19 protein-coding genes are annotated in these 22432 nt (G+C 73.8%); 14 read left to right on the top strand and 5 right to left on the bottom strand.

The window, feature by feature from the left end; all coding sequences use genetic code 11:
* Positions 1–159 precede the first annotated feature (159 nt).
* From ACFYZS_RS06500 to ACFYZS_RS06510, 3 genes are read left to right on the top strand one after another with little or no spacing between them, the layout of a single operon-like run.
* Positions 160–1656, top strand: coding sequence for a hypothetical protein (locus tag ACFYZS_RS06500; RefSeq protein WP_389007438.1), 1497 nt, complete (start codon positions 160–162; stop codon positions 1654–1656).
* 37 nt (positions 1657–1693) lie between these two features.
* Positions 1694–3838 (top strand): DUF4139 domain-containing protein, encoded by a 2145-nt coding sequence (locus tag ACFYZS_RS06505; RefSeq protein WP_389007439.1) that lies wholly within the window; start codon positions 1694–1696, stop codon positions 3836–3838.
* 7 nt (positions 3839–3845) lie between these two features.
* Positions 3846–5405 carry a mucoidy inhibitor MuiA family protein gene (locus ACFYZS_RS06510; RefSeq protein ID WP_389007441.1) on the top strand — a complete coding sequence of 520 codons (1560 nt, stop codon included), beginning with the start codon at positions 3846–3848 and terminating at the stop codon, positions 5403–5405.
* Positions 5406–5512: 107 nt separating this feature from the next.
* On the opposite strand, the gene ACFYZS_RS06515 is transcribed toward ACFYZS_RS06510, so the two are convergent.
* Complete coding sequence (locus tag ACFYZS_RS06515; RefSeq protein WP_389007442.1) at positions 5513–7936, bottom strand: SpoIIE family protein phosphatase; 2424 nt, start codon at positions 7934–7936, stop codon at positions 5513–5515.
* A gap of 64 nt (positions 7937–8000) precedes the next feature.
* The gene (locus tag ACFYZS_RS06520) at positions 8001–11474 is read right to left on the bottom strand and encodes a HAMP domain-containing protein (protein ID WP_389007444.1); all 3474 of its coding nucleotides are present in this window, start codon (positions 11472–11474) and stop codon (positions 8001–8003) included.
* 176 nt (positions 11475–11650) lie between these two features.
* Between ACFYZS_RS06520 and ACFYZS_RS06525 the strand changes: the two genes are divergently transcribed.
* A complete protein-coding gene (locus ACFYZS_RS06525; RefSeq protein WP_389007446.1) occupies positions 11651–12115 on the top strand; it encodes an ATP-binding protein in 465 nt (154 codons plus the stop codon).
* Here ACFYZS_RS06525 and ACFYZS_RS06530 read toward each other — a convergent pair.
* Positions 12110–12457 (bottom strand): STAS domain-containing protein, encoded by a 348-nt coding sequence (locus ACFYZS_RS06530; RefSeq protein WP_389007448.1) that lies wholly within the window; start codon positions 12455–12457, stop codon positions 12110–12112. The genes ACFYZS_RS06525 and ACFYZS_RS06530 overlap by 6 nt on opposite strands.
* A 221-nt stretch (positions 12458–12678) precedes the next feature.
* Between ACFYZS_RS06530 and ACFYZS_RS06535 the strand changes: the two genes are divergently transcribed.
* The 7 genes from ACFYZS_RS06535 to ACFYZS_RS06565 all read left to right on the top strand — a co-directional run bounded on the left by ACFYZS_RS06535 (position 12679) and on the right by ACFYZS_RS06565 (position 18248).
* Entirely contained in the window at positions 12679–13614 is a 936-nt protein-coding gene (locus ACFYZS_RS06535) for a SigB/SigF/SigG family RNA polymerase sigma factor (protein WP_389007450.1), read from the top strand.
* A gap of 8 nt (positions 13615–13622) precedes the next feature.
* Positions 13623–14090 carry an STAS domain-containing protein gene (locus ACFYZS_RS06540; RefSeq protein WP_389007452.1) on the top strand — a complete coding sequence of 156 codons (468 nt, stop codon included), beginning with the start codon at positions 13623–13625 and terminating at the stop codon, positions 14088–14090.
* Positions 14087–15040: an anti-sigma factor RsbA family regulatory protein gene (locus ACFYZS_RS06545; protein WP_389007453.1), complete on the top strand. Its 954-nt coding sequence runs from the start codon at positions 14087–14089 to the stop codon at positions 15038–15040. The genes ACFYZS_RS06540 and ACFYZS_RS06545 overlap by 4 nt, the downstream gene beginning before the upstream one ends.
* A 175-nt stretch (positions 15041–15215) precedes the next feature.
* On the top strand, positions 15216–15692 hold the full coding sequence (locus ACFYZS_RS06550; protein WP_389007455.1) for an ATP-binding protein: 477 nt from the start codon (positions 15216–15218) through the stop codon (positions 15690–15692).
* Between the two features lie 77 nt (positions 15693–15769).
* Positions 15770–15892 carry a hypothetical protein gene (locus ACFYZS_RS06555; protein ID WP_389007457.1) on the top strand — a complete coding sequence of 41 codons (123 nt, stop codon included), beginning with the start codon at positions 15770–15772 and terminating at the stop codon, positions 15890–15892.
* Positions 15893–15981: 89 nt separating this feature from the next.
* Positions 15982–17352 carry an NAD(P)/FAD-dependent oxidoreductase gene (locus tag ACFYZS_RS06560; RefSeq protein WP_389007562.1) on the top strand — a complete coding sequence of 457 codons (1371 nt, stop codon included), beginning with the start codon at positions 15982–15984 and terminating at the stop codon, positions 17350–17352.
* A 233-nt stretch (positions 17353–17585) separates the two neighbouring features.
* Positions 17586–18248, top strand: a complete 663-nt coding sequence (locus ACFYZS_RS06565) for a DUF4230 domain-containing protein (protein WP_389007459.1) — start codon at positions 17586–17588, stop codon at positions 18246–18248.
* Here ACFYZS_RS06565 and ACFYZS_RS06570 read toward each other — a convergent pair.
* Positions 18239–19345: a mechanosensitive ion channel family protein gene (locus ACFYZS_RS06570; protein ID WP_389007460.1), complete on the bottom strand. Its 1107-nt coding sequence runs from the start codon at positions 19343–19345 to the stop codon at positions 18239–18241. The genes ACFYZS_RS06565 and ACFYZS_RS06570 overlap by 10 nt on opposite strands.
* Positions 19346–19566: 221 nt before the next feature.
* Positions 19567–20121 (bottom strand): hemerythrin domain-containing protein, encoded by a 555-nt coding sequence (locus ACFYZS_RS06575; RefSeq protein ID WP_389007461.1) that lies wholly within the window; start codon positions 20119–20121, stop codon positions 19567–19569.
* Between the two features lie 211 nt (positions 20122–20332).
* On the opposite strand from ACFYZS_RS06575, the gene ACFYZS_RS06580 reads away from it, so the two are divergent.
* The 3 genes from ACFYZS_RS06580 to ACFYZS_RS06590 all read left to right on the top strand — a co-directional run bounded on the left by ACFYZS_RS06580 (position 20333) and on the right by ACFYZS_RS06590 (position 22426).
* Entirely contained in the window at positions 20333–20782 is a 450-nt protein-coding gene (locus ACFYZS_RS06580) for an SRPBCC family protein (protein WP_389007462.1), read from the top strand.
* A gap of 38 nt (positions 20783–20820) precedes the next feature.
* Positions 20821–21618: a DUF1206 domain-containing protein gene (locus ACFYZS_RS06585; RefSeq protein ID WP_389007464.1), complete on the top strand. Its 798-nt coding sequence runs from the start codon at positions 20821–20823 to the stop codon at positions 21616–21618.
* Between the two features lie 199 nt (positions 21619–21817).
* Positions 21818–22426, top strand: a complete 609-nt coding sequence (locus tag ACFYZS_RS06590) for a LuxR C-terminal-related transcriptional regulator (protein WP_389007466.1) — start codon at positions 21818–21820, stop codon at positions 22424–22426.
* The last annotated feature ends 6 nt before the right edge of the window (positions 22427–22432 follow it).

A 22432-nucleotide genomic window follows, 5' to 3' on the forward strand; every position in this document is an offset into this window, starting at 1 on the left:
TCCTCCGCAGGGGCCGGTCACACCAATGTGCACGGTGTGCCGCCGACCGGCATCCGGGGTCACCCGGGCGGCGGGCATGTCGTGGCGGGCTCCGCACACCTCGTCCACGATGGGGAATCCGGGCACCGTACGCGCGGAAGCCGGACGGAGGGAGTGGTGATGCCTGCTGTCCGGCGGCTCGTGCGCTGGACGGCCGTCACGACGGCCGTCGCCTGTACCGCCCTGCCCCTGTGCTCCGCGGGTTCGGCCGACGGCCGGCACACCGGCGAACGGCGCCCGGCGTTCCTCGTCAGGCCCGTGGGCCACCAGAGCCTCGGCGACGCGGAGGGCAGGTACGCGCCCCTGTCGGTGCTCGCCGTCCCCACCGTCGGCCTCCTCTCCAACACGGCCGCCACCGAGGGCATCACACCGGCCACCGCCAAGGGCGCGCGGTACGTGGGGCGCAGCAACGTACTGCGGCTGCCGTCCGGCCGGTGGAAGTACGTACCCGCCGGCAAGGCGGCGTCGGTCGTGGTGGCCGCCGGTGATCCGGCGGCCCGGCGGCAGATCGCGCAGAGCGGTGCCTGGCTGGCCGCCGGCCGGGTCCCGGGCCGTTCGCCGGCGCACCGCGCGGCGGCCGAGCGGGCCCTGCTCACCATGCGGGCCCTGCTCCGGCCGAACGGTGCCGTGGCCGCGGGCTGGTCCCCCGGCTGGATGTACTCCTGGCCCCGCGACTCCAGCTTCGCCTGCGCCGCGTTCGCGCACACCGGCCACGAGGCCGAGGCGTACCGGATCCTGCGCTACAGCGCCGCGACCCAGCGCGAGGACGGCACCTGGGACGCGCGGACGAAGCTCGACGGCTCGGGGCCGCCGGACGGCAGGCGGTGGCAGCTCGACGCCAACGGATGGGTCCCCTGGGCCGTCTGGCAGTGGTACCGGACGGCCCCGCCGACCACGCGCCGGGCCCGGTTGGCCGGCCTCTACCCGATGATCCGCAAGGCCGCCGACCACGCGGCGGCCTCCCTGCGGGCCGACGGGCTGCCTCCGGCCTCCCCGGACTACTGGGAGCTGATGACGGCCACGACGAACATCGGTACGGCCGCGCCCCTGCTCGCCGGGCTCAACTCCTCCGCGGACCTCGCCCGGGAGCTGGACCGGCCGGGCGACGCGGCGCGCTGGGCCGCCGCCGCCGGACGGCTCTCCGCGGGCATGGCCCGGAAGTTCGCCCCTCTGGGGTACCAGCGCACCGTCGACGGGGAGCACGGACACGACAGCGCGGCCGCGTTCATGGCACCGCCCTTCAACGAAGCCCCGGCCGACCTGCCCCGGGCACTGGACACCACGTACCGGGCCCTGCTGCTGCCCAGCGGGGGTCTCACCCCCGGAAACGACCGGACGGCGCCGTGGGGCGGGAACGCCTGGACGCCCAGCACCTCCTTCTTCGCCCTGGCGTGGGCCGGTACCGGGAGGACGGCGAAGGCGAGGCAGGTCCTGGACTGGGTCCTCACCAAGCGGAACTCGCTCGGGGAGCTGCCCGAGAAGGTGGACCGGGCGGGCAGGCCGTCCTCGGTGGCGCCGCTGGCCTGGACGGGCTCGATCACCGTCCTGACCCTGGTCGCGCTCGACGGCGAGGGGCTGCCCACACCTCCCTCGTGGAAGAGCGGTCCGCGGGCGTAGGCTTCGGCGAGCACGGGGCGCGACGGGGGCGGGGCACATGACGCAGACGAACAAGACGGCACGGACCTGGGGTTCGACCCTGGATTCGGTCGTGGTGTACGCGCAGGGGGCGGTCTGCCGCCGCCTGGCCCGCGGCGGCATGCCGGCGGACGCCCGGCTGCGGGTGACCGGGCTGCCCCGCTCGCTCGACCCCGGTTCCCTGCGGGCCCGGGTCCTGAACGCTCCCGGGGTGCGCGTCACCGAGGCGCGGGTGGAGGTCGGATCCGAGCCCCTCGGCGCGGGCGTGCCCGACGCGTTGGCCCGCGAGGTCGCGCGGCTGCGCGAGGAGTCCGCGGCGGCCCGGGGCCGCCGGGAGCGGCAACTCGGCCTGATCGAGGAGGTCAAGGGGCTGCGCCCGGTGCCGCCGGAGCGCAGGCGCGGGGATGCGCACCGCCGCACTCCGGTCGACGCGTGGCTGGAGCTCGCCGAGTTCGTGGACGCCCGGCTGACACGACTGCACGCGCGGCTCGTCGAACTGGAGGAGGCGCAGCGCCGCGTCGAGCACGAGCTCTCCATCGCCGCGGACAGGCTCGCCCGTGCTTCCACCGCCGCGCCGTCGGCGCACGTGGAGACCACGGTCTGCGCGGTGCTGGCCCTCGACCGCACCGCCGACGCGGAGGAACCGGAATCGGAGCTGGAGCTGGAGCTGGAGTACGCGGTCCCGGGCGCCGTCTGGGTGCCGGCGTACCGACTGGCCCACCGGCAGGGTGAGGGTGCGGGACGTCTCCTCCTGCGGGCCTCCGTCGCCCAGCGCACCGGCGAGGACTGGACCGGCGTGCGCATCGCCCTGGCCACGGCCGATCTCCGGCGCCGCACGGACCTTCCGAAGCTGCGCTCGCTCCGGCTCGGACGCCGTCAGCCCCCGCCCGCGCCCTCCGGCTGGCGCGAGCCTCCGGCGGGGCTCGCCGACCTGTTCGCCGGCTACGAGGGCGCGGGTCCCCGTCCGGCTCCGGCCTTCGTGCCGACGGCCGGTGCACGTCCCGCCGCCGGGGCCGGCTCGGCACCCGCTCCCGTACCGCAACCGCCGCCGCCTCCCGTACCCGTACCGGTGCCGGTCTCGGCACCGCCGCCTCAGGGGTACGGGGCGCCGCTCGGCGCGCTCCCGGTGCCCGGCGGCGCGGACGGGGTCTCCCCGCAGGGCTTCGGCGCCGCCGTACCGGCACCCGCCCCGCCGGCCGCCCGGTCCCGGGCCGCGGCCAGGCCGGGCAGTGCCGGCGGAGCCTTCGCCGTGCCCGCACCCGCCCCGATGGCACCCGCGGCTCCGGGCGGGGCCCTGCCACCGCCGCCCCCGCCGGCGCCGGTCGGCCCGCCGCGGCCGAGCGGCGCCGAGCTCGACTACGCCGCCCTCGTCCTGCGCGGCCCGGACGAACAGGGCGGCCGCCGGGGCCGGCTGTTCCCGGACGCCCCTTCCGACCCGGTCGCGGCCGAACACCGGCGCCGCGCGGAGGCGGTGGCCGCGCTGCCGCTGCCCGGACACGCCGTGCGTCCCCGCGAGTCGGCCGGCTCCTTCGACCACCGCTTCGACGCCGCCGCCCGCGCCGACATCCCCTCGGACGGCACCTGGCACACCGTCACCGTCGGCGCGATCCCGGTCGGACTGCGCACCGAGTACCTCTGCGTGCCGTCCGTGGAGCCGACCGTGTACGCGACGCTGGTGCTCTCCAACGCCACCGACCAGGCCCTGCTGGCCGGCCCGGTGGAGGTCACCGTCGACGACGGGTTCCTGATGACCGCCGCCCTGCCCACGCTCGCCCCCGGCGGTGTCCGCCGGGTGGGGCTCGGGCCGGCCGAGGGCATCGGGGTCACCCGCCGGACGAACCTGCACGAGTCGACCGCGGGCCTGCGGGGCAACACCACCGTGCTCGACCACCGCGTCCGTGTGGAGCTCGCCAACCGGCTCGCCGGGCCCGTCACCGTCGAGGTCCGCGAACGGGTACCGGTCACCACCGAACCGGACGTCAGAATCGAGGAACGGGCCGACTGGACGGCGCCCGAGGCCGGCGCGGATCCCGAGCACCACGCACCGGGAACCCGCATCTGGCGGGTGGACCTGCCCGCCGGCGCCACCACCGCCCTCGACGGCGGCTACGAGATCCGCATCCCGGCCGGCAAGGGCCTGGTCGGCGGCAACCGCAGGAGCTGACACAGCCATGTCCACGGCCCCCACGCCGATCGCCCTCCCCGTCACCGCGGTCACCTGTCTGGAGGACCGGGCCCACATCGAGCGCACCACCGTGCTGGACCTCCGGGCCGGAGTCCAGCGACTGCGCCTCGGGCCGGTCAGTGCGCTGGCCGTCGACCGCACCCTCCATGCCGAGCTGGCCGCCGATCGGCCGGCGACCGTGCTCGACGCACGGATCGTCCGTACCTGGACGCCGAGCGGACCGCTGCCGTCCGCCGACGACTCCGCCCTGCGCCGCCGCGCGCACGAACTGGAAGGCGAGCGGCACACGGTGGGGCAGCGGCGCGACCGGCTGCAGGCCCGGCTCGACGTGCTCGGCCGCCTCGCCGCCGATCTGCTGCGGGACATCGGCGAGGGAGCCGGCTGCGGGGAGAGCGACGGGCCCCGCTGGGCCCGCGAACTGGACCGGGTGGACGGCGAGCGCGCGGAGTTCTCAGAGCAACTGCGGGCCGCTCAGGCCCGGTTGGCAGTGATCGACACCGAGCTCGGGGAGGTCCGGCAGGCCATGGACCGCTCCGAGACGCGGCCCGCCGAGCTGGTCGGCCATGTCGAGCTCACGGTGGACGCGGCGGCGGCCGGCCCGGCCCGGCTGCGCCTGAGCCACCTCACCCCGTGCGCCCTGTGGCGGCCCGCCTACCGGGCCGTACTGGACGGCGACTCCCTCACGCTGGAGACCGACGCGATGGTCTGGCAGCGCACCGGGGAGGACTGGTCGGGCGTACGCCTGACGTTGTCGACGGCCCGGTCGGCGCTGGCCACCGATCCGCCGCGGCTCGGCGAGGACCGGCTGACGCTGGGAGAGCGCACCGCCGCCGAACGCCGCACGGTCGACGTCGAGTTGCGCGAGGAGGCGATCGGGGACATCGGCCCGGCCCCGGTGCTCGGGCTGCCCGGGGTCGACGACGGCGGGCAGGCGCGGGTGCTGGGCGCACCCGCGCCGGTCTCCGTACCCGGTGACGGGCGCGCGCACCGGGTGCCGCTGTCCGCGTTCACCGCGCCCGCCCGCAGCGAGTACGCCTGCTCGCCCGAGCTGTCCCCGCTGGTCACCCGGGTGGTGCGGTTCGACAACGGGTCCGGCCACGCGCTGCTCGCCGGTCCTGTGGACCTGGTCCGCTCCGGCGGGTTCGGCGGCCGCGGCACGCTGGACTTCACCGCGCCCGGGGCCCCGGTCGTACTGGCCTTCGGCAGCTGTGACGACCACGGCGTGGTCCGGGAGACCGAGGAGAGCCGGACCACCGCCGGAATCACCCAGCGGACCGTGGTCACCCGCACGGTCCGCCTGCACCTGTCCCGGTTCTCCGCCCCCTCGGAGCACGGCGAACGGGTGGTCGTGGTGCGGGAGCGGGTCCCGGTCTCGGAGGTCTCGGCGGTGGAGGTGCGCCTGCTCAAGGAGGCCTGCTCCCCCGCGCCCGCCTCGGTCGACGCCGATGGCATCGCGCGCTGGGACGTCGCGCTCCCGCCCGGCGGCCGCCGCACGCTCACCCTGGTCTACGAGCTGTCGGCGAGCGCCAAGGTCGCCGGGATCTGAAGCGTCGCGCCGGCCGCGGGCCGGCCCGGGGGCCGGAGAGCAAGATCCTGACGGCCGACCCCGAACCCCCCGCAGGTGTGACGCGGCCGTGAGGCCCGCGACCGGTGTCAGCCGACCTGGATCCCGATGACGCAGGTGTCGTCGTCCGTGTCGGAGCGGCTCTCGGCGAGGAGGCGGTCCAGCTGCGCGTCCAGGTCGCCGACCCCGCAGGCCGCCGCGTTCACGAGGTGGCGCAGGGAGTCCTCCACCGAGGAGTCCCGCCGCTCCACCAGCCCGTCCGTGAACATCAGCAGGGTGTCGTCCGGTTCCAGCCGGACCTCCCGTTCGATGTACGTGACGTCCGGCAGCGCTCCGAGGAGCAGTCCCTCGATGAGCGGGAAGGCTTCGGGTTCGCCGCCGCGGACGAGTACGGGGGGCAGGTGCCCGGCGCGCGCCCAGCGCATCACCCGGGTACGGGGGTCGAAGAGCCCGCAGACGGCGGTGGCCGTCACGTGCTTCGCCAGGTGGTGGGTGACCGTGTTGAGCCAGGACAGCAGTTGGGCGGGGCCCGCGCCGGTCACGGCCAGGCCGCGCAGGGCGTTGCGCAGGACGACCATGCCGGTGGCGGCCTCGATGCCGTGCCCGGCGACGTCCCCCACGGAGAGCATGATCAGCCCGGACGGCAGCACCACGGTGTCGTACCAGTCGCCGCCGACGAGCGACTCGGACTCCGCGGGCCGGTACCGCACGGCCACGCGCAGGCCCGGCGCTTCGACGGCCGGCGGGGTGGGCGGCATGATGGCGTGCTGGAGCTGGAGGGCGAGGCGGTTGCGTTCGGCGGACTCGGCCGCGGTGTGGGCGAGTTGGTCCCGGGTGGCGGCCAGGGCGACTTCGGTCCAGTGCTGGGCGGAGATGTCCTGGTAGGCGCCGCGGACGGCGTGCAGGCGCCGGTCGGCGTCGAGGACGGGCTCGGCGACGACGCGGATGTGCCGGGTGATCCCGTCGGACCTGCGCAGGCGCAGATCGACGGATGCGGGGCGGCGGTGGCGCAGCACGGCCCGCAGGAAGCGCTCCAGGGCGGCGGAGTCGTCGGGGTGGGCGTAGCCGGGCAGTTCCCGCAGCGGTACGGGCGCGGCGCCGGCCGGCAGTCCGTGCAGCGCGTACAACTGGGCGTTCCAGGTGATCTTGCCGGTGACGAGGTTCTCCTCGAAGCCGCCGATCCGGCCCAGGCGCTGGGCGTGCTGGAGCAGGTCGGCCAGTCGCGCCGTCTCGTCCTCGATCCGCCAGATCAGCAGGACGGCGGCGCCGTGCCGGCTGACGCTGATGTCCGCGACCGAGGTCAGCGGGATCTGGTCGACGAGCGCGGTCAGGCTCATGCGTTCGGCCCTGAAGGGTTCGCCGGTGGCGTGCACCCGCTCGATGATGTCGAACAGCCCGTTCTCGCCGGCGGCCGTCGGATAGGCCTCCAGCAGCAGGGCCCCGTTCACGTCGGCGCGCCGGCGTCCGGCGGGGTCGACGAACCGGCTGCTGGCGTGGCGGATGCGGAAGTCGGTCAGCCGCCCCTCGGAGTCCAGCACGGGGGTGAGGATGACGGCGGGGTCGTGCAGCCCCTCGGCGAGGTCGGTCAGCTCCGAGACGTCCGGGAGCACCGCTTCGGGGAGGTCGGGATCGGCCGGGGGCGCGGTGTCCATGGTGCGGGCGCAGAGTTCGGCGAGGGCTTCGACCTGGCGCTCGATCTGCGGGGGCTGCGGTGCCAGGGGGTGCGGCCAGCAGATTTCGAGGACGCCGTGGATGCGGCCGCCCGTCCCGGCCGGTACGGCCATCCGTCCGCCGTCGGGCCAGTGCAGGTGCGCGATCGAGGGCAGCCCTTCGCGTTGCATGCGGGCGAGGGTGACCAGTCGGCGCTCGCGCAGGGCGAGGCGGGCGACGGTGGAGACGCCCGGGGGGACGTGGCGCCAGCGCGCGGCTTCCCCGGGCGGGAACCCGGCGTATCCGGCGAGGGCCAGGGAACCGTCGGGCGCCGCGGTCCACACGGCGACGGCGATCGCCCCCAAGGGTTTGAAGGCGTTCGTCAGGAGCGATTCCGCCACCGCCTGGGTGTCGTCGGCGGCTGCCAGCATCCCGCTCTCGGCGGTGCGCAGCCGGACCGCCATCCTGGTGGACGGCTTGGCCGGGCCGAGGGTGCCGGTGCGCTCGACGAACTCGGCGGCGACCTCGCTGACGTGGTCGCGGGCGGCCTGGTTGACGATGTCCGCGGCGAGGTCGAGCGGGGACAGCCCGGTCTCGCGGGACAGTTCGTCCAGTTGCCGTGCGGCCGCGGCGGGCGTGCAGCTCAGTTGTCCGATCAGGATGCCCTTGGCCAGTTCGACCAGGGCCCTGCCGTCCGCGGCCGCGTGCGCCGCCTGCACCTCGCCGCGCAGGCGTTCGACGGTGGCGACGAGGCGCCCCAAGGGGGTCGATGCCTGGTGCGGGATCGTCTTGCGGACCGGCTCCTCGGCGCCCGCGCGCGGTGCCCGAGCATCGCCGTGCCACTGTGTGTCGGGGGTGCTCACGGTGCTTCCGGCTCCTTGCTGGGACGGGCTCGGCGGGCGACGGGACGGGCTCGGCGGGCGAAGGTCATCCGGCGAGCCAGTGCCGGACGCGGGCGATGAGGTCGTCGGCGTCGACCGGCTTGGTCACGTAGTCGCTGGCCCCCGCGGCGAGGCTCTTCTCCCGGTCACCGGGCATCGCCTTGGCGGTGACCGCGATGATGGGCAGGCCGGCGTAGGCCGGCATCCGCCTGATCTCGGCGGTCGCCGCGTACCCGTCCAGTTCCGGCATCATCACGTCCATCAGGATGAGGTCGACGCCCTCGTTGCGGGTGAGCGTCTCGATGCCCTTGCGCCCGTCCTCCGCGTGGAGCACCCGGATGCCGTGCAGTTCGAGTACGCCGCTGAGGGCGTACAGGTTGCGCGCGTCGTCGTCGACGACGAGGACGGTGCGTCCGGCCAGTCCGTCGTCGGGCACGTGCGCGGGGGTCTGCGCCCGCTCCGTGCCCGCGTGGACGAAGGGCAGTACGTCTCCCGGCTGGTCCGCGGACAGGTGCAGCACGATGCGTTCGCGCAGCTCGTCGAGACTGGACAGCAGCTCCAGGCGGCGCGAAGCGGCCCGTTCCCGCAGCGCCGTCTCCTGGCCCGTGTTCAGACGGGGGTTGTGGTGCGCGAGGACGGGGAGGGAGGAGAGCGCCGGGTCTCCGTCGAGGGCTTCGAGGAAGCGCAGCGCTTCGCCGTCGGGCATGTCGAGTTCGAGGACGACGCAGTGGAAGGAGTTCGACGCGAGGGCGGCGGCGGCTTCCCGCGAGCTCGTGACGCCGACGACCTGGATGCCCGCGAGGTCCCCGGCCGGCCGGTGGCGGGGGGCGAAGTCCCGGTCGGCGCTCTCGGCGACGAGGGAGAGCAGACCGCCCTGGCGCTCCTCGATCACCAGCAGGCGGCGGGCCTGCCGCTGTGCGGGGAGGGCCGGCGTACCGGCGCGACCCACTGCGGCCGCTCCGGCCGCGGCGTACGGGGCGGGCGACGGCGGCTCGGGCAGCGGATCCGCTCCGTAGTCCGCCCACTTGACCGGCAGGTAGAGGGTGAAGGTGCTGCCCTGTCCCGGAGTGCTCTCCGCGGTGACGGCGCCGCCGAGGAGCTGGGCGATCTCGCGACTGATGGAGAGGCCGAGGCCGGTGCCGCCGTACTTGCGGCTGGTCGTGCCGTCGGCCTGCTGGAAGGCGCCGAAGACGGACCCCAGTTGCTGCTCGGGGATGCCGATGCCCGTGTCCCGTACCCGGAAGGCCACCACGGGCCCGCGGCCGGGCAGCCCGGCGGGGACCTCGGGCGGCGCCGCCGGTTCGATCCGGAGCTCGACGCCGCCGCGCTCGGTGAACTTGACGGCGTTGGACAGCAGGTTGCGCAGGACCTGCCGCAGCCGCGAGTCGTCGGTGTGCAGGGCGTCCGGGGCGTCGGGGGCGGTGGTGACGGTGAAGTCGAGGCTCTTCTGCGTGGTCATCGGCCGGAAGGTGGCGTCGACGTACTCCAGCAGCTGCGGCAGGGACACCGCCTCGGGGTTGATGTCCATCTTCCCGGCCTCGACCTTCGACAGGTCGAGGATGTCGTTGATCAGCTGGAGCAGGTCGGAGCCCGCCGAGTGGATGACGCCCGCGTACTCGACCTGCTTCGGGCTGAGGTTGCGGGTGGGGTTCTGGGCGAGCAGCTGGGCGAGGATCAGAAGGCTGTTGAGCGGTGTGCGCAGCTCGTGGCTCATGTTGGCGAGGAACTCGGACTTGTACTTCGAGGCCAGCGACAACTGCTGCGCCCTGTCCTCCAGTTCCTGCCGCGCCTGTTCGATCTCCAGGTTCTTGGCCTCGATGTCGCGGTTCTGGCTGGCGAGGAGGGCCGCCTTCTCCTCCAGTTCCGCGTTGGAGCGCTGGAGTTCCTCCTGCTGCACCTGGAGCTCCGCCGAACGTGCCTGGAGTTCACCGGTGAGCCGCTGCGACTCCCCCAGCAGCTCGTCGGTGCGGGCGTTGGCGACGATCGTGTTGACGTTGACGCCGATGGTCTCCATCAACTGGCCCAGGAAGTCCCGGTGTACGGGGGTGAAGGCGGTGAAGGAGGCGAGCTCGATCACTCCGAGGACCTGCTCGTCCGCCACGATCGGCAGGATGATCAGACTGCCGGGGGTGGCGCGGCCCAGCCCCGAGGAGATGACGTAGTCGCCGGGGACCTGGTCCGTGGTGATGATCCGGTGACTGCGCGCGGCCTGCCCGACCAGGGACTCGCCGAGGGCGAAGGCGGTGCCCTCGCCGGTGCCGGCGGGGCGGCCGTACGAGCCGACCAGGGTGAGCACGGCGGCGCCGGGGCGGTCCTCGGCGAGGTAGAAGGCCCCGTACTGGGCGGCGACCAGCGGTGTCAGCTCGTCCATGACGAGTGCGGCGACGACGGAGAGGTCCCGGTGGCCCTGCATCAGGCCCGAGATCCGGGCGAGGTTGGACTTGAGCCAGTCCTGTTCCTGGTTGGCCCGGGTGGTCTCGCGCAGCGAGCCGACCATCGAGTTGATGTTGTCCTTGAGTTCGGCGACCTCGCCCGAGGCGTCGACGGTGATCGAGCGGGTCAGGTCGCCCTCGGCGACCGCGCTGGCGACCTCGGCGATGGCCCGGACCTGGCGGGTGAGGTTCCCGGCCAGTCCGTTGACGTTCTGCGTCAGTCGCTTCCAGGTGCCGGAGACTCCCTCCACCTCGGCCTGGCCGCCGAGCCGGCCCTCGCTGCCCACCTCGCGGGCCACGCGCGTGACCTCGGCGGCGAACGCGGAGAGCTGGTCGACCATCGTGTTGATGGTCTCCTTCAGCTCCAGGATCTCCCCGCGCGCGTCCACCCGGATCTTCTGTGTCAGGTCACCCTGGGCCACGGCGGTGGTGACCTGGGCGATCGAACGGACCTGTGCCGTCAGGTTGTCGGCCATGACGTTGACCGATTCCGTGAGGTCCTTCCACGTACCGGAGACGCCCTTCACGTCCGCCTGGCCGCCGAGCCGGCCCTCGGTGCCCACCTCGCGGGCCACGCGCGTGACCTCCCCGGCGAAGGCGGAGAGCTGGTCGACCATCGTGTTGATGGTCTCCTTCAGCTCCAGGATCTCCCCGCGGGCGGTGACGGTGATCTTCTGGGAGAGGTCGCCCTCGGCCACGGCGGTCGCGACCTGGGCGATGGAGCGCACCTGGTCGGTGAGGTTTCCGGCCATGAAGTTGACCGAATCCGTGAGGTCCAGCCAGGCCCCGCCGACCCCGGGTACGTCGGCCTGGCCGCCCAGGGTCCCCTCGGTGCCCACCTCGCGGGCCACCCGCGTCACTTCCGACGTGACCAGCGACAGCTGGTCGGCCATCCCGTTGAAGACCGTGGCGATCTCACCGAGCAGGCCGTCCGACGTATCGGGCAGCCTGGTACGGAAATCCCCGTCCCGTACGGCCGTCAGACCGGCCAGCAGACGGCGCAGCTCCGGTTCGCCGATCCCGATCCCGGCCCCGCCCTCGAGTCCCGGCGAACCGCCGGGCGGCTCCGGGCTCGTCCGCTCAGACATCCGTCCACCCCTCGCCACACGACCGGTCGACGAAGGATGACGCCGACCCGAAGGACCTTATGGCACGACCGATCACCCTGAAGCAGCGCTTCCGCACACTGCCCCGGAACTCGCGGGTTCTTGAGCGGGCACCGGGTAGACGAATCGGTGACGAACGACACAACCGATGAAATGGGGTGAGCGCGTTGTCGCTCAAAGTCGTGGGCTGGGCACGCTCGTTTCCGGTGTCGAGGGGGGTGCGGGCGGCCCGGCAGTGGACCGCCGGGCACCTGGAGTCGCTGCCGTGGGGCGACTGCGCCGCGGACACGGTGCACTCCGTACTCCTCAGCGTCTCCGAACTCGTCACCAACGCCCACCTGCACGCCGCCGCCACCGCCCACCTCGTGCTGACCTGGGACGGCCGCTGCCTCCATGTCAGCGTCGCCGACGCCGATCCGCGGCTGCCCGGCCCCCGGCCGGCGGACGCCGACGACGGCGCCACCTCCGGCCGGGGGCTGGGCATCGTCACCGCACTGGCGGACTCGTGGGACATCCACGCCTGCCACGGCGGCAAGGCGATCACGGCCTGTTTCCGCCCCCACGCCGGGCCCGGCCCGCACACCGGCCCGCCCGGAGGCCGGGACGGGCCGTGCCGGTCATGACCCGGCGACGGCGTCCTCGACGCCGGGGTACAGGGACAGGACCGTATCGGCGCCCGTCAGGGCGAAGAGGCGGCGGAGCTGCTCCCCGGGGGCGGCGATCCGCAGGGTGGTCAGCTGGTGCGCCCGCAGCAGCAGGTTCAGGAACGACGAGTCGCCGAAGGTGACGGCGCTCGCGTCCAGCACCACCAGTGCGTGCCGGTCCGCCGCGGCGGCGAGGGCCTCCTCCAGAGGGGCCAGCGTGTCCTGGTCGAGCTCGCCGTATGCCGGCACCACCCATCCGGCCCCGGACGGGTAGCCGTCCCCGACCACGCCTTCGTGGTGCGTGTCCCCTGCTCCGGTCATTTCCGCCTCCCCGGATCGTCGCCTGTACGGCCTCCGCAAGGGAGTATGCCTGCCGATCGGCCCTACGGCACCGCAGGGGCCGCGGTACACCGCGGCCGGTGGCCGACACGGCCGCCCCGGCGGGCGTCCGGGAAAAAGATCTCGCACGGGCCGTGTAAGAACGAGAAGTCGGGGCATGAGCGCCCGGGCAGCCGTCAGTCAATCGGGAGGGAACGGCCACCATGTCTCGCTCGGCCACCGCCGTAGGCCCCATTCGTGCAACAGACGTGCAGATCACGCCCTCTGTACCCGTCGAAAGGACCGTGGGAGCCCCATCGCAGGACGTGGCACTGCCCGAGGTGAAGAACCCCCGGGAGATGGCCCCCTCCGACGCGCGCGAGCTTTCCAGGCTCTTCTTCGCAAGGCTCCGCACCCTGGAGGAGGGCACGCGCGAGTACCAGTACGCCCGCAACACCCTGATCGAGATGAACCTCTCCCTCGTGCAGTTCGCCGCGCGGCGCTTCCGCGCCCGGGTGCTGGGCGGGGGCCTGGACATCGAGGACATCATCCAGGTGGGCATCATCGGTCTCATCAAGGCCATCGACCGCTACGACCCCGAGCGCGAGGTCGAGTTCTCCACGCTCGCGCTCCCGTACATCACCGGTGAGATCAAGCGCTACTTCCGTGACACCACCTGGGCCGTGCACGTACCGCGCCGGCTCCAGGAACTGCGTACGGAGCTCGCCAAGGCGCAGGAGGCCCTGTCCGACGTCCTGGGGCGCGCCCCGACGGTCAAGGAGGTCGCCCACCACCTCGAACTGACGGAGGAGGAGGTCATCGACGGGCTGGTCGCCGCGAACGGATACACCAGCGGCTCCCTGGACACCTGCGGCGTCGACGGGGACGAGCCCGCGACCTCGACGAGCCGGACGACGCGGCCGCTCGCGGACCGCCTCGGTGACGTCGACCCCGCCATGGAGCTCTTCGAGGAGTTCCACACCCTCGCGCCCCTGCTGGAGCAGTTGGACGAACGCGACCGGCTGATCCTGCAGTTGCGTTTCGGCCAGGAGAAGACCCAGGCCGAGATCGGCGCCGAGCTGGGCATCTCGCAGATGCAGGTCTCGCGCCTGCTCTCGCGGACGCTGGCCCGGCTGCGCGCCGGAATGCTCTCGGTGTAGGCGGCGCCATGCCCCCGGCCCACCGCAGCGACGGGTCCGTCCCGCCCGTAGGCGCACAGGCGCTGTACGACGACGTGGCGTGGGCGGACGCCGTCGTACGGTGCGCCGGCGCGGGAGCCGGCGCGGACGCGGACGCGGACGGCGCGAACGCCGGGTCGGATGCGCGGCGCCCGCTGACCGCGCAGCCGCTGCGCGACCGCCCCGGCGCCCTGCTGCGCGGCAGCTGCGACCTCGACACCCGGCCCGTCCTGTCCGCGGCGCTCGGAGTCGTCATCCGGATCCCCGGCCCGGTCGTCCATCTCGACCTCTCCGGCGTGGCCTTCCTCGATGCCGCCGCCGTCGCCGCCCTGGTGCGGGCGAACGCCGCCGTCACGGGACAGGGCCGTCGTCTGTTGCTCCACCACCCGCCATACTCGCTCCGCAAGGTAGTGGAGATGTTCCCGGACGAATGTGCCGCGCTGGAGGTCGCAGCATGATGAACGTATCTGCGTCCGCCGCACCCGGGGACTTCGTCCACCCCGCCCTCTTCTACCAGGGCCAGGCGGAGTACCTGGCGGGAGTGGGCGGGTTCGTGCGGGCCGCCCTCGCGGCCGACGAGCCGGTGCTCGTGGCCGTGCCCGGTGCGCGCCTGGACGCCCTGCGCGAGAGCCTCGACGTCGGCGGGGCCGAGGTCGCCTGGACGGACATGACGCGGCTGGGCCGCAATCCCGGCCGCATCCTGGCCGCCCTGCAGGAGTTCGCCGACCGGCACGCGGGCGGCCGGCCGGCCCGGATCGTGGGCGAGCCGATCTGGCCCGGCCGCTCGCGGGCCGAGGTGCTGGAGGCCACGCGTCACGAGGCCCTCATCAACTCCGCCTTCGCGGGCCGGCACGCCACCATCCTGTGCCCGTACGACGTCCTCGGCCTGCCGGCCGCGGTGGTGTCCGACGCCCGTCGCACCCATCCCACCGTGATCGCGGAGGGCAAGGACCTGCTCAGCCCGGAGTACTCCGAAGCCTCGGCGGTCTGCGCCGACTGCGACGAGCCGCTGCCCGAACCCGAGGGGAGCGTGCCCCGCCACTCGTACGCCTCCGGGGAGCTGGGCGGGGTACGCGCGTACACCGAGGCCTGGGCCCGCGGCACGGCGCTGGGCGCGGCCCGGCGCGGAGACCTGATCCTCGCGGTCAGCGAGGCCGCCGCCAACTCCCTGGCCCACGGCGGCGGGAGCGGCTCGCTGCGGCTGTGGAACACCGCCGACGGCGGTGTCGTCGCCGAGGTCCGCGACGGCGGCCACCTGGCCGACCCCCTGCTGGGGCGCCGCCGCCCCTCCCTGGCATCGGTCGGGGGAGGCCGCGGCCTGTGGATGATCCATCAGCTGTGCGACCTGGTCGAGATCCGCGCCTCCGAGAGCGGCCTCACCCTGAGGATGCACATCACATGCGCCTGAGACCGGCGTCTCCCCTAAAATGTCACGGGCATGCTCGGGTTTTCCCCTCCACTGGGGGCATACGCGAGGTCCGCGACACCGGGACCTGAAGGGACCGGGCGGAGGCCGTGCGGCGCCACAAGGGGTCCCGCACGCAGAAAGAGACCAGTGTCAACGGTGGGGGTGAGGTACCACGGTGGAAACCATCGGACCGGGAACCGGGACCGGAACCGGCGATCCGCTCCAGGCCGGGCCCTCGGCCGTGGTCCAGCGCCGTCGCCTCGCCCTGTCCGGCGTCCGCGGGCACGTGGCCAAGGGTCGCGACTTCACGCGCCAGGCCTTGCAGGACTGGGGTTGGGACGGCACCAATACCTCCGAGGACGCCCTGCTCCTCGTATCCGAGCTGCTGACCAACGCGTCCCTGCACGCGGGTGGTTGCATCGAACTCGTGGTCTGCTCCGGTGAGGTCCTCCGGATCGAGGTCTTCGACGGCTCGACGACACCGCCCCGCCGCCACCCGTCCCCGCAGCGCGGGCTCCCGGGCGGACACGGCCTCTACATCGTGGAGCGCCTCTCCGATCGCTGGGGCACCCGCACCCATGAGCACGGCAAGGCCGTCTGGGCCGAGATCGAGGCATCGCGGCTGACCTCGGGCCGGCCCACCGGCCGCTGACCCCGCCGGCCCCCGGCCCCGTGTCCCGTGTCCCCGCAGGGGAGCGTCATTCCGGGAGACCGGGGCAAGCGCGCGGTATGACGTCGAATGCGCTCACCTCCCTGGCCCTGACCCCGGCGCCCGGCCCCGCCTGGGTCCACCTGATCGTCATCGCCTTCGCCCTCCTGATCCTCGTCCGCACCCTGGCCCGGCACCGGTAGGAACCCCGCCCGCGGGGCAGACGCGCCGGAGTCAGTGGACCCAGCAGGCCCGGGAAGGGAACGACACCATGACATCCGTGGCAGCAGCCGTGGCACGTCCGAGGATCCTGGTGGTGGGCGCCGGCTTCGCCGGTGTGGAGTGCGTACGCCGCCTCGAGCGGCGCCTCTCCCCCGCCGAGGCGGAGATCGTCCTCGTCACCCCGTCCTCCTTCCAGCTGTACCTGCCGCTGCTCCCGCAGGTCGCCGCCGGGGTGCTGACCCCGCAGTCGATCGCCGTGTCCCTGCGCCGCAGCCGCCGGCACCGTACCCGCATCGTTCCCGGCGGCGCCGTCGGCGTGGACACCCGGGCGAGGGTGTGCGTCGTACGGAAGATCTCGGGCGAGCTGACCCCGCTGGCCTACGACCACCTGGTCCTGGCCCCGGGCAGCATCACCCGCCCCTTCGACATCCCCGGGCTCGCCGAGCACGCCCGCGGGATGAAGACCCTCGCCGAGGCCGCCTTCCTGCGCGATCACGTCATCGCGCAGCTCGACCTCGCCGATGCATGCGAGGACGAGGCGGAGCGGGCCTCCAGGCTGTGCTTCGTCGTCGTGGGCGGCGGCTACGCCGGCACCGAGACGGCCGCCTGCCTGCAGCGGCTCACCCACCACGCGGTCCGGCGCTACCCGCGCCTGGACCCGCGACAGATCCGCTGGCACCTCGTGGACATCGCGCCGACGCTGATGCCCGAGCTCGGTGAGGCCCTCGGCGCATCCGCGCTGAGCGTGCTGAAGCGGCGCGGCATCGAGGTGTCGCTCGGCGTGTCCGTCGCCAAGGCCGGGCCGGACGAGGTGACGCTCACCGACGGCCGCGTCCTGCGCAGCCGCACGCTGATCTGGACCGCCGGGGTGGCTGCCAGCCCGCTCATCGCCACCCTGGAGGCCGACACCGATCGGGGGCGGCTCGTGGTCTCCCCCGACCTGACGGTGCCCGGCCGTCCCGGAGTCCTCGCGCTCGGCGACGCGGCCGCCGTCCCCGACCTCGCCGCGGACCGGGACGGGGCCGTCTGCCCGCCCACCGCCCAGCACGCCCAGCGGCAGGGGCGGACGGCGGCCGACAACCTCATCGCGACCCTGCGCCACCGGCCGCTGCGGCCCTACCGGCACGAGGACCTGGGCCTCGTGGTGGACCTGGGCGGACGCGACGGAGTCGCCAGGCCGCTCGGCATCGAGCTGCGCGGCCTGCCCGCGCAGGCGGTGGCCCGGGGCTACCACTGGGCGGCGCTGCGCACCCACGTGGCCAGGACGAGGGTGCTGACCAACTGGCTCCTCAACGCGGTCGCGGGCGACGACTTCGTACGGACGGGCTTCCAGGCGTGGAGGCCGCCGACACTGCGGGACTTCGAGCACACCGACGCGTATCTGACGCCCGCTGAGGTCCGTGAGCACGCGGCTTCCCTCCGCGCGGGGCGCCTGCCCTAGGGGGTGTCTTGTCGATCGGGCCGGATCAGGGAGCGGCGGTGGGCGCCGTGGATCGCAAGGCGGACGAGGGAGGCGACGCGGAGCGTCGGCGACCGAGGACAACGCGGCGAGGCGCGGTGCCCACCGCCGCGAGCCCGGCCTGATCGGCGAGACACCCCCTGAGCCGTGTCTCGCCGATCGGGCCGCGGTCGGCTTCGCGGGCTGGCGGGGCCTGCACGGGGTATCCGCGGAACATGGATACCTCTTCGGATCGTCCGGGCGCCCCGCGGCGCCCGTGGTGGGGGCGGATCGCGGTCGCTCTCGCGGTGGCCGCGGCCCTGGTCGTGCTCGTGGCGCGCTTCGGCCCGCTCCCCGGATTCGGCGGCCTCTTCGGCGAGGAGAGCCGGGACCGCTCCGGCCCGGCTCTCCTCAAGTCGATCCAGGACATGGACCGTTACGAGGCCGCCGTGGGCAACTTCCAGGTGGTCGTGGACCTGGAGAAGGACGCGGCGTTCCTGCCGGACGCCATCCGCGGAACGCGCACCCTGTACGTGGGGGCCGGCACGGTCGGCGGTTACGTGGAACTGGGCGGCCTCGGCGAGCGCAGCGTCTCCGTGAACGGCGACCGCACCAAGGCCTCGATCCGGCTGCCGCACGCGGTGCTCGGCTCGGCCGCCCTCGACCCGGACCGCTCGTACGCGGTGTCGAAGCAGCGGGGCCTGCTGGACCGGATCGGCGATCTGTTCTCCGACAACCCGGCCGGAGAGCAGGCCGTGCAGAAGCTCGCCGTGCAGCACATCAACGAGGCGGCCCGCGACAGCGGTCTCGCCGAGCGCGCCGAGAAGAACACCACGGCGATGCTGGAGGGGCTCCTGCGTTCCCTCGGCTTCCGTGAGGTGACGGTCTCCTACGAGTGAGGGGGTGCGGCCGCCCGTCCGGTGCCGTCCTGACCGCCGTCCGCGGCGCGGCCCGCCCCGGCCTGCGGCGACGGAGCGAGGACCAGGCGGGGCAGGGCGTCCGGGTGCTTCTCCGAGAGCCAGGCGATGAGCTGTTCCCGTACGGCGCAGCGCACCGTCCACAGGTCGTCGGCGTCCTTGGCCGTGACGATCGCGCGGACGACCATGGTGGAGGGGGTCGTCTCGGTGACGGCGACGTCCCAGCCGCGGCCGTCCCACTCGGGGCAGTGGTGCAGGATCTCGTGCACCTTGTCGCGGATGAGGTCCACGGGAGCGCCGTGGTCGCAGTGGAGGAAGACGGTGCCGGTCATCTGGACACCGCCGCGGGACCAGTTCTCGAAGGGGCGGGTGGTGAAGTACGAGACGGGCATGGTGATGCGGCGCTCGTCCCAGGTCCGTACGGCGAGGAAGGTGAGGGTGATGTCCTCCACCACTCCCCACTCTCCGGCCACCACGACCGTGTCGCCGATGCGCACCATGTCGCCGAAGGCGATCTGGAAGCCGGCGAAGAGGTTTCCCAGGGTGGACTGGGCCGCGACGCCGGCCACGATTCCGATGATGCCGGCGGAGGCGAGCACCGAGGTGCCGAGCGCGCGGAAGCTGGGGAAGGTCAGCAGCATCGCCGCGGCCGCGACGACGGCGACGACGGCGGTCACGACCCGCGTGATCAGGGTGACCTGGGTGCGGACCCTGCGGAGCCGGGCGGGGTCGCGGGTGCCGGCCGCGTAGCGGGCGTAGCCGGACTCGACGGCGGCCGAGGCCACGCCCACGATGAGCCAGGCGCCGGCGCCGATCAGCGCGAGCGTGAGGGCCCGGCCGACGGCGGCCTCGTGCTCCTGGAGGGGCCGCCACTCGGTCTGCCGGTGCGCCCCCCTGAGCAGGGCGGCGAGCAGCACGATCTGCAGGGCACGGCGGCAGCGGCGCAGCGAGTTCCACAGGGGCGTCTCCGGGTGGCGCGCGTCGGCCCGGCGCAGCAGGAGGTCGGCGGCCCAACCGGCCGCGAAGGTGAGGAGGAGCGAGCCTCCCAGGACGGTCAGCAGGCGAAGGGCGTGGTTCATGTCTCCTCGGCTGATGTAGGCGGCATGGACCTCCCGCGCATGCCCAGAGGATGCGCGGCGACACACCGGACCTCGCGTGGGGCCGCCGGGGCCGGCCGCACCGGGCATGCGCGAAGCCGCCGGTCCCGCCCCTGCGGGAGGGGCGGGACCGGCGGCTCCTCCCGGTCGCCGCCGCGGATCGGGCGGGATCCCGAAGAGACGCCTCCTGGAGGCGGACAGCCCTACTGGCCGCGTCCGCTGAGGAAGTCCCGCGCGCGGTCGACCAGTCCCGTGCCGGCGGACAGCAGCCGGTGGTGGGGCTGGGAGGGGAGGGCGCCGGGGTGGGGGCGGGTCGGCGCGAACCTCTTGGCCCGGCGCACCCGGTCGCCCATCGTCTCCAGGGCCTCCGGCGTGCACGCGTGGCGGAGCCGGGGGAACAGGTTCTGCTCCTCGTCGTACACGTGGGCGGTGACCTCCGCCTTCAGCGCGGCGACCAGCTGGTCGAATTCGGGCCCCGCCGCGTCCAGTCCCTCCAGGTCCTTGAGCAGCTTCTCGACGCGTGCGTGGTCGGCGAGTTCCTTGTCCGCGATGAGGTCGCCGTCCGGGAAGTGCTCCCGGATCGCCGGGTAGAGATGCTCCTCCTCCGCCACCGAGTGCCGGACCAGTTCGATGGTCAGCTGCTCGGCCGCCTTCTGCCGTTCGCCCGCCGGGGTGGTGTGCTCGATCCTGTCGAACAGCTCGCCCACCTCGCGGTGGTCGACGGTCAGTTCGGCGATGATGTCCCCTGCGTGTCCCATGCCGTTGTTCCTTCCCGATCGGCCTCGGCCGGCGGTGCGCGCCGGTCGCTGCGCGCGTACCCGGGATGACGCAGCGCTAACGGGAGGGCCGCCGCCGCGCGGTGGCCGGGCGCATGGTGCGCCCCGGGGCGGGTAGCCGGGCCCTGCAAGGTCTGGAGGCGGCGCCGGCACCCCGCGGTGCCGGGCCGCCGACGATACGGAAGGGGCACACGTGTCACACGTCGAGGAATATGTCGAGGTCAACGTCCCCGTACGCACCGCCTACAACCAGTGGACGCAGTTCGAGGACTTCCCCGTCTTCATGGAAGGGGTCGAGCGCATCGACCAGCGCACGGACACGCTGACCCACTGGGTGACGAACGTCAACGGCGTGCAGCGCGAGTTCGACGCGCAGATCACCGAGCAGCTCCCGGACCGGCGCGTCGCGTGGATGACGGTGGACGGGGAGGCGCGCCAGGCCGGCCTGGTCACCTTCCAGCCCATCGACGCGACCACCACCAAGGTCGTCCTGCACATGAACTGGGTGCCCGACGGCTTGGCCGAGACGGCCGCCGACAAGCTGGGCTTCGTCAAGCGCCAGGTGGCCGGTGATCTGAAGCGGTTCAAGCTGTTCATCGAGTCGCGCGGAGTCGAGACGGGCGCCTGGCGGGGCGAGGTCTGACCGCCGTGAGAGGCGGGGGCGGGGGCGCAGGCAAGGGCGTGCGGGCCGCGTCCCGCGGTGGCGGGCTGCGGGAGGTCGCGGCCCGCTGTGGTCTGCTGGCGCGCGGAGTGCTGTACGCGCTGGTCGGGATGCTGGCCCTGCGCATGGCCTTCGGTGACGCTGGCGGCGAGGAGGCCGACCGCCAGGGCGCCCTGCGGGAGCTCGTGGGAAAGCCCTTCGGTGGTGTCCTCGTCTGGGCCGTCGGGGCCGGGCTCGTCTGCATGGCGCTGTGGCGGCTGTCGGAGGCGGTGTTCGGCGCGGCCGGCCCGGACGGCGGCAAGCCCGTGAAGCGGCTGGCCTCCTCCGGCCGGACGGTCTTCTACGCCGTGGTCGCCTTCTCCGCCCTGTCGTTCGCGGCGGGCGGCGGGGGGCGCTCCGGGGACGAGCAGTCGCGCGATGTGACGGCCAGGGCGCTGGACCTGCCCGCCGGCCAGTGGCTGGTGGGTGCGGCGGGGCTCGGGGTCGCCGTCGCGGGCGTGGTCATCGCGGTGCAGGCGGCGCGACGAAGCTTCCGCAGGCACCTCTCCATGGGAGGGGTCCCCGCGTGGGGCCGCAGGACCGTCGATTTCCTCGGAGTGGGCGGCGGCCTGGCCCGGGGCTTCGTGTTCGCGTCGGCCGGCGGGTTCGTCGTGTACGCCGCGGTGCGCTACGACCCGGCGCAGGCGAAGGGCGTCGACGACACCCTGAGGTCGTTCACCGGGACGGCGGCGGGGCCGTGGCTCCTGGTCGTGGTCGCCGTCGGGTTGATGCTCTTCGGGGTGTTCTCCTGGGCGATGGCCCGGTGGCGCGAGGTCTGAGGCGGGCCGCCGTTTCGCGCCGGGAGGGCAGGACGGATCCGGCCGCTCAAGGGGGTTACCCGCCGAAGGGAAGCGGAATCCGTGGGTATCTCGGCCAACTTGACCGTACGCCCCTGCACGCCCCCCGCAGTGACGTTCCATCGGCTCTGTATGGGGGCACCCGTGGTGCCGTTGGTCCGTCTACCGAGGAGCGCACACGATGACGAAGGTCCTCGTCCTGCACAGCGTCAGCCTGGTCAGGTCGGCACTGGCCGCCCTCCTGAGATCCGAGGGGCCTTTCGAGGTCACGTCGGCGGGCTGGCGGGCCGCGGCACGCCAGGCCGAGTCGTTACGACCAGACGTGACGGTCGTCGACCTCGACTGTCCGGGGACGACGGCCGTCCTCGCCCATGACGGGCGCGCCGACCACCGGTTCCTCGCTCCCCGCTCCCCGGTCCTGGTGCTCGCCTCGACCGGGGCGCCCGGACTGCTGCACCGCGCCTTCCGCGCCGAGGCGCGCGGCTACGTCGACAAGGACGGCTCGCCGGGGCGGCTCGTCCGGGCGGTCCGAAAGGTCGCCGCGGGGGAACGGTTCATCGACGCCTCGCTGGCCTCCGCCTTCATGGAGGCCGATCCGCTGCCGCTGAGCCCCCGGGAGCTGAGCGTGCTGACCCGGGCCGCGGAGGGCGATTCGATCGCCGAGATCGCCCGCACGCTGCACCTGGCGAGCGGGACGGTACGCAACTACATGGCCGCGGCGACCCGCAAGACCGGAGCGCGCAATCTGATCGACGCGATCCGGATATCCCGCCGGGCCGGCTGGGTCTGATCCGCC

It is taken from the genome of Streptomyces sp. NPDC001903 (assembly GCF_042891345.1).
In the GTDB taxonomy this organism is placed as follows: domain Bacteria; phylum Actinomycetota; class Actinomycetes; order Streptomycetales; family Streptomycetaceae; genus Streptomyces.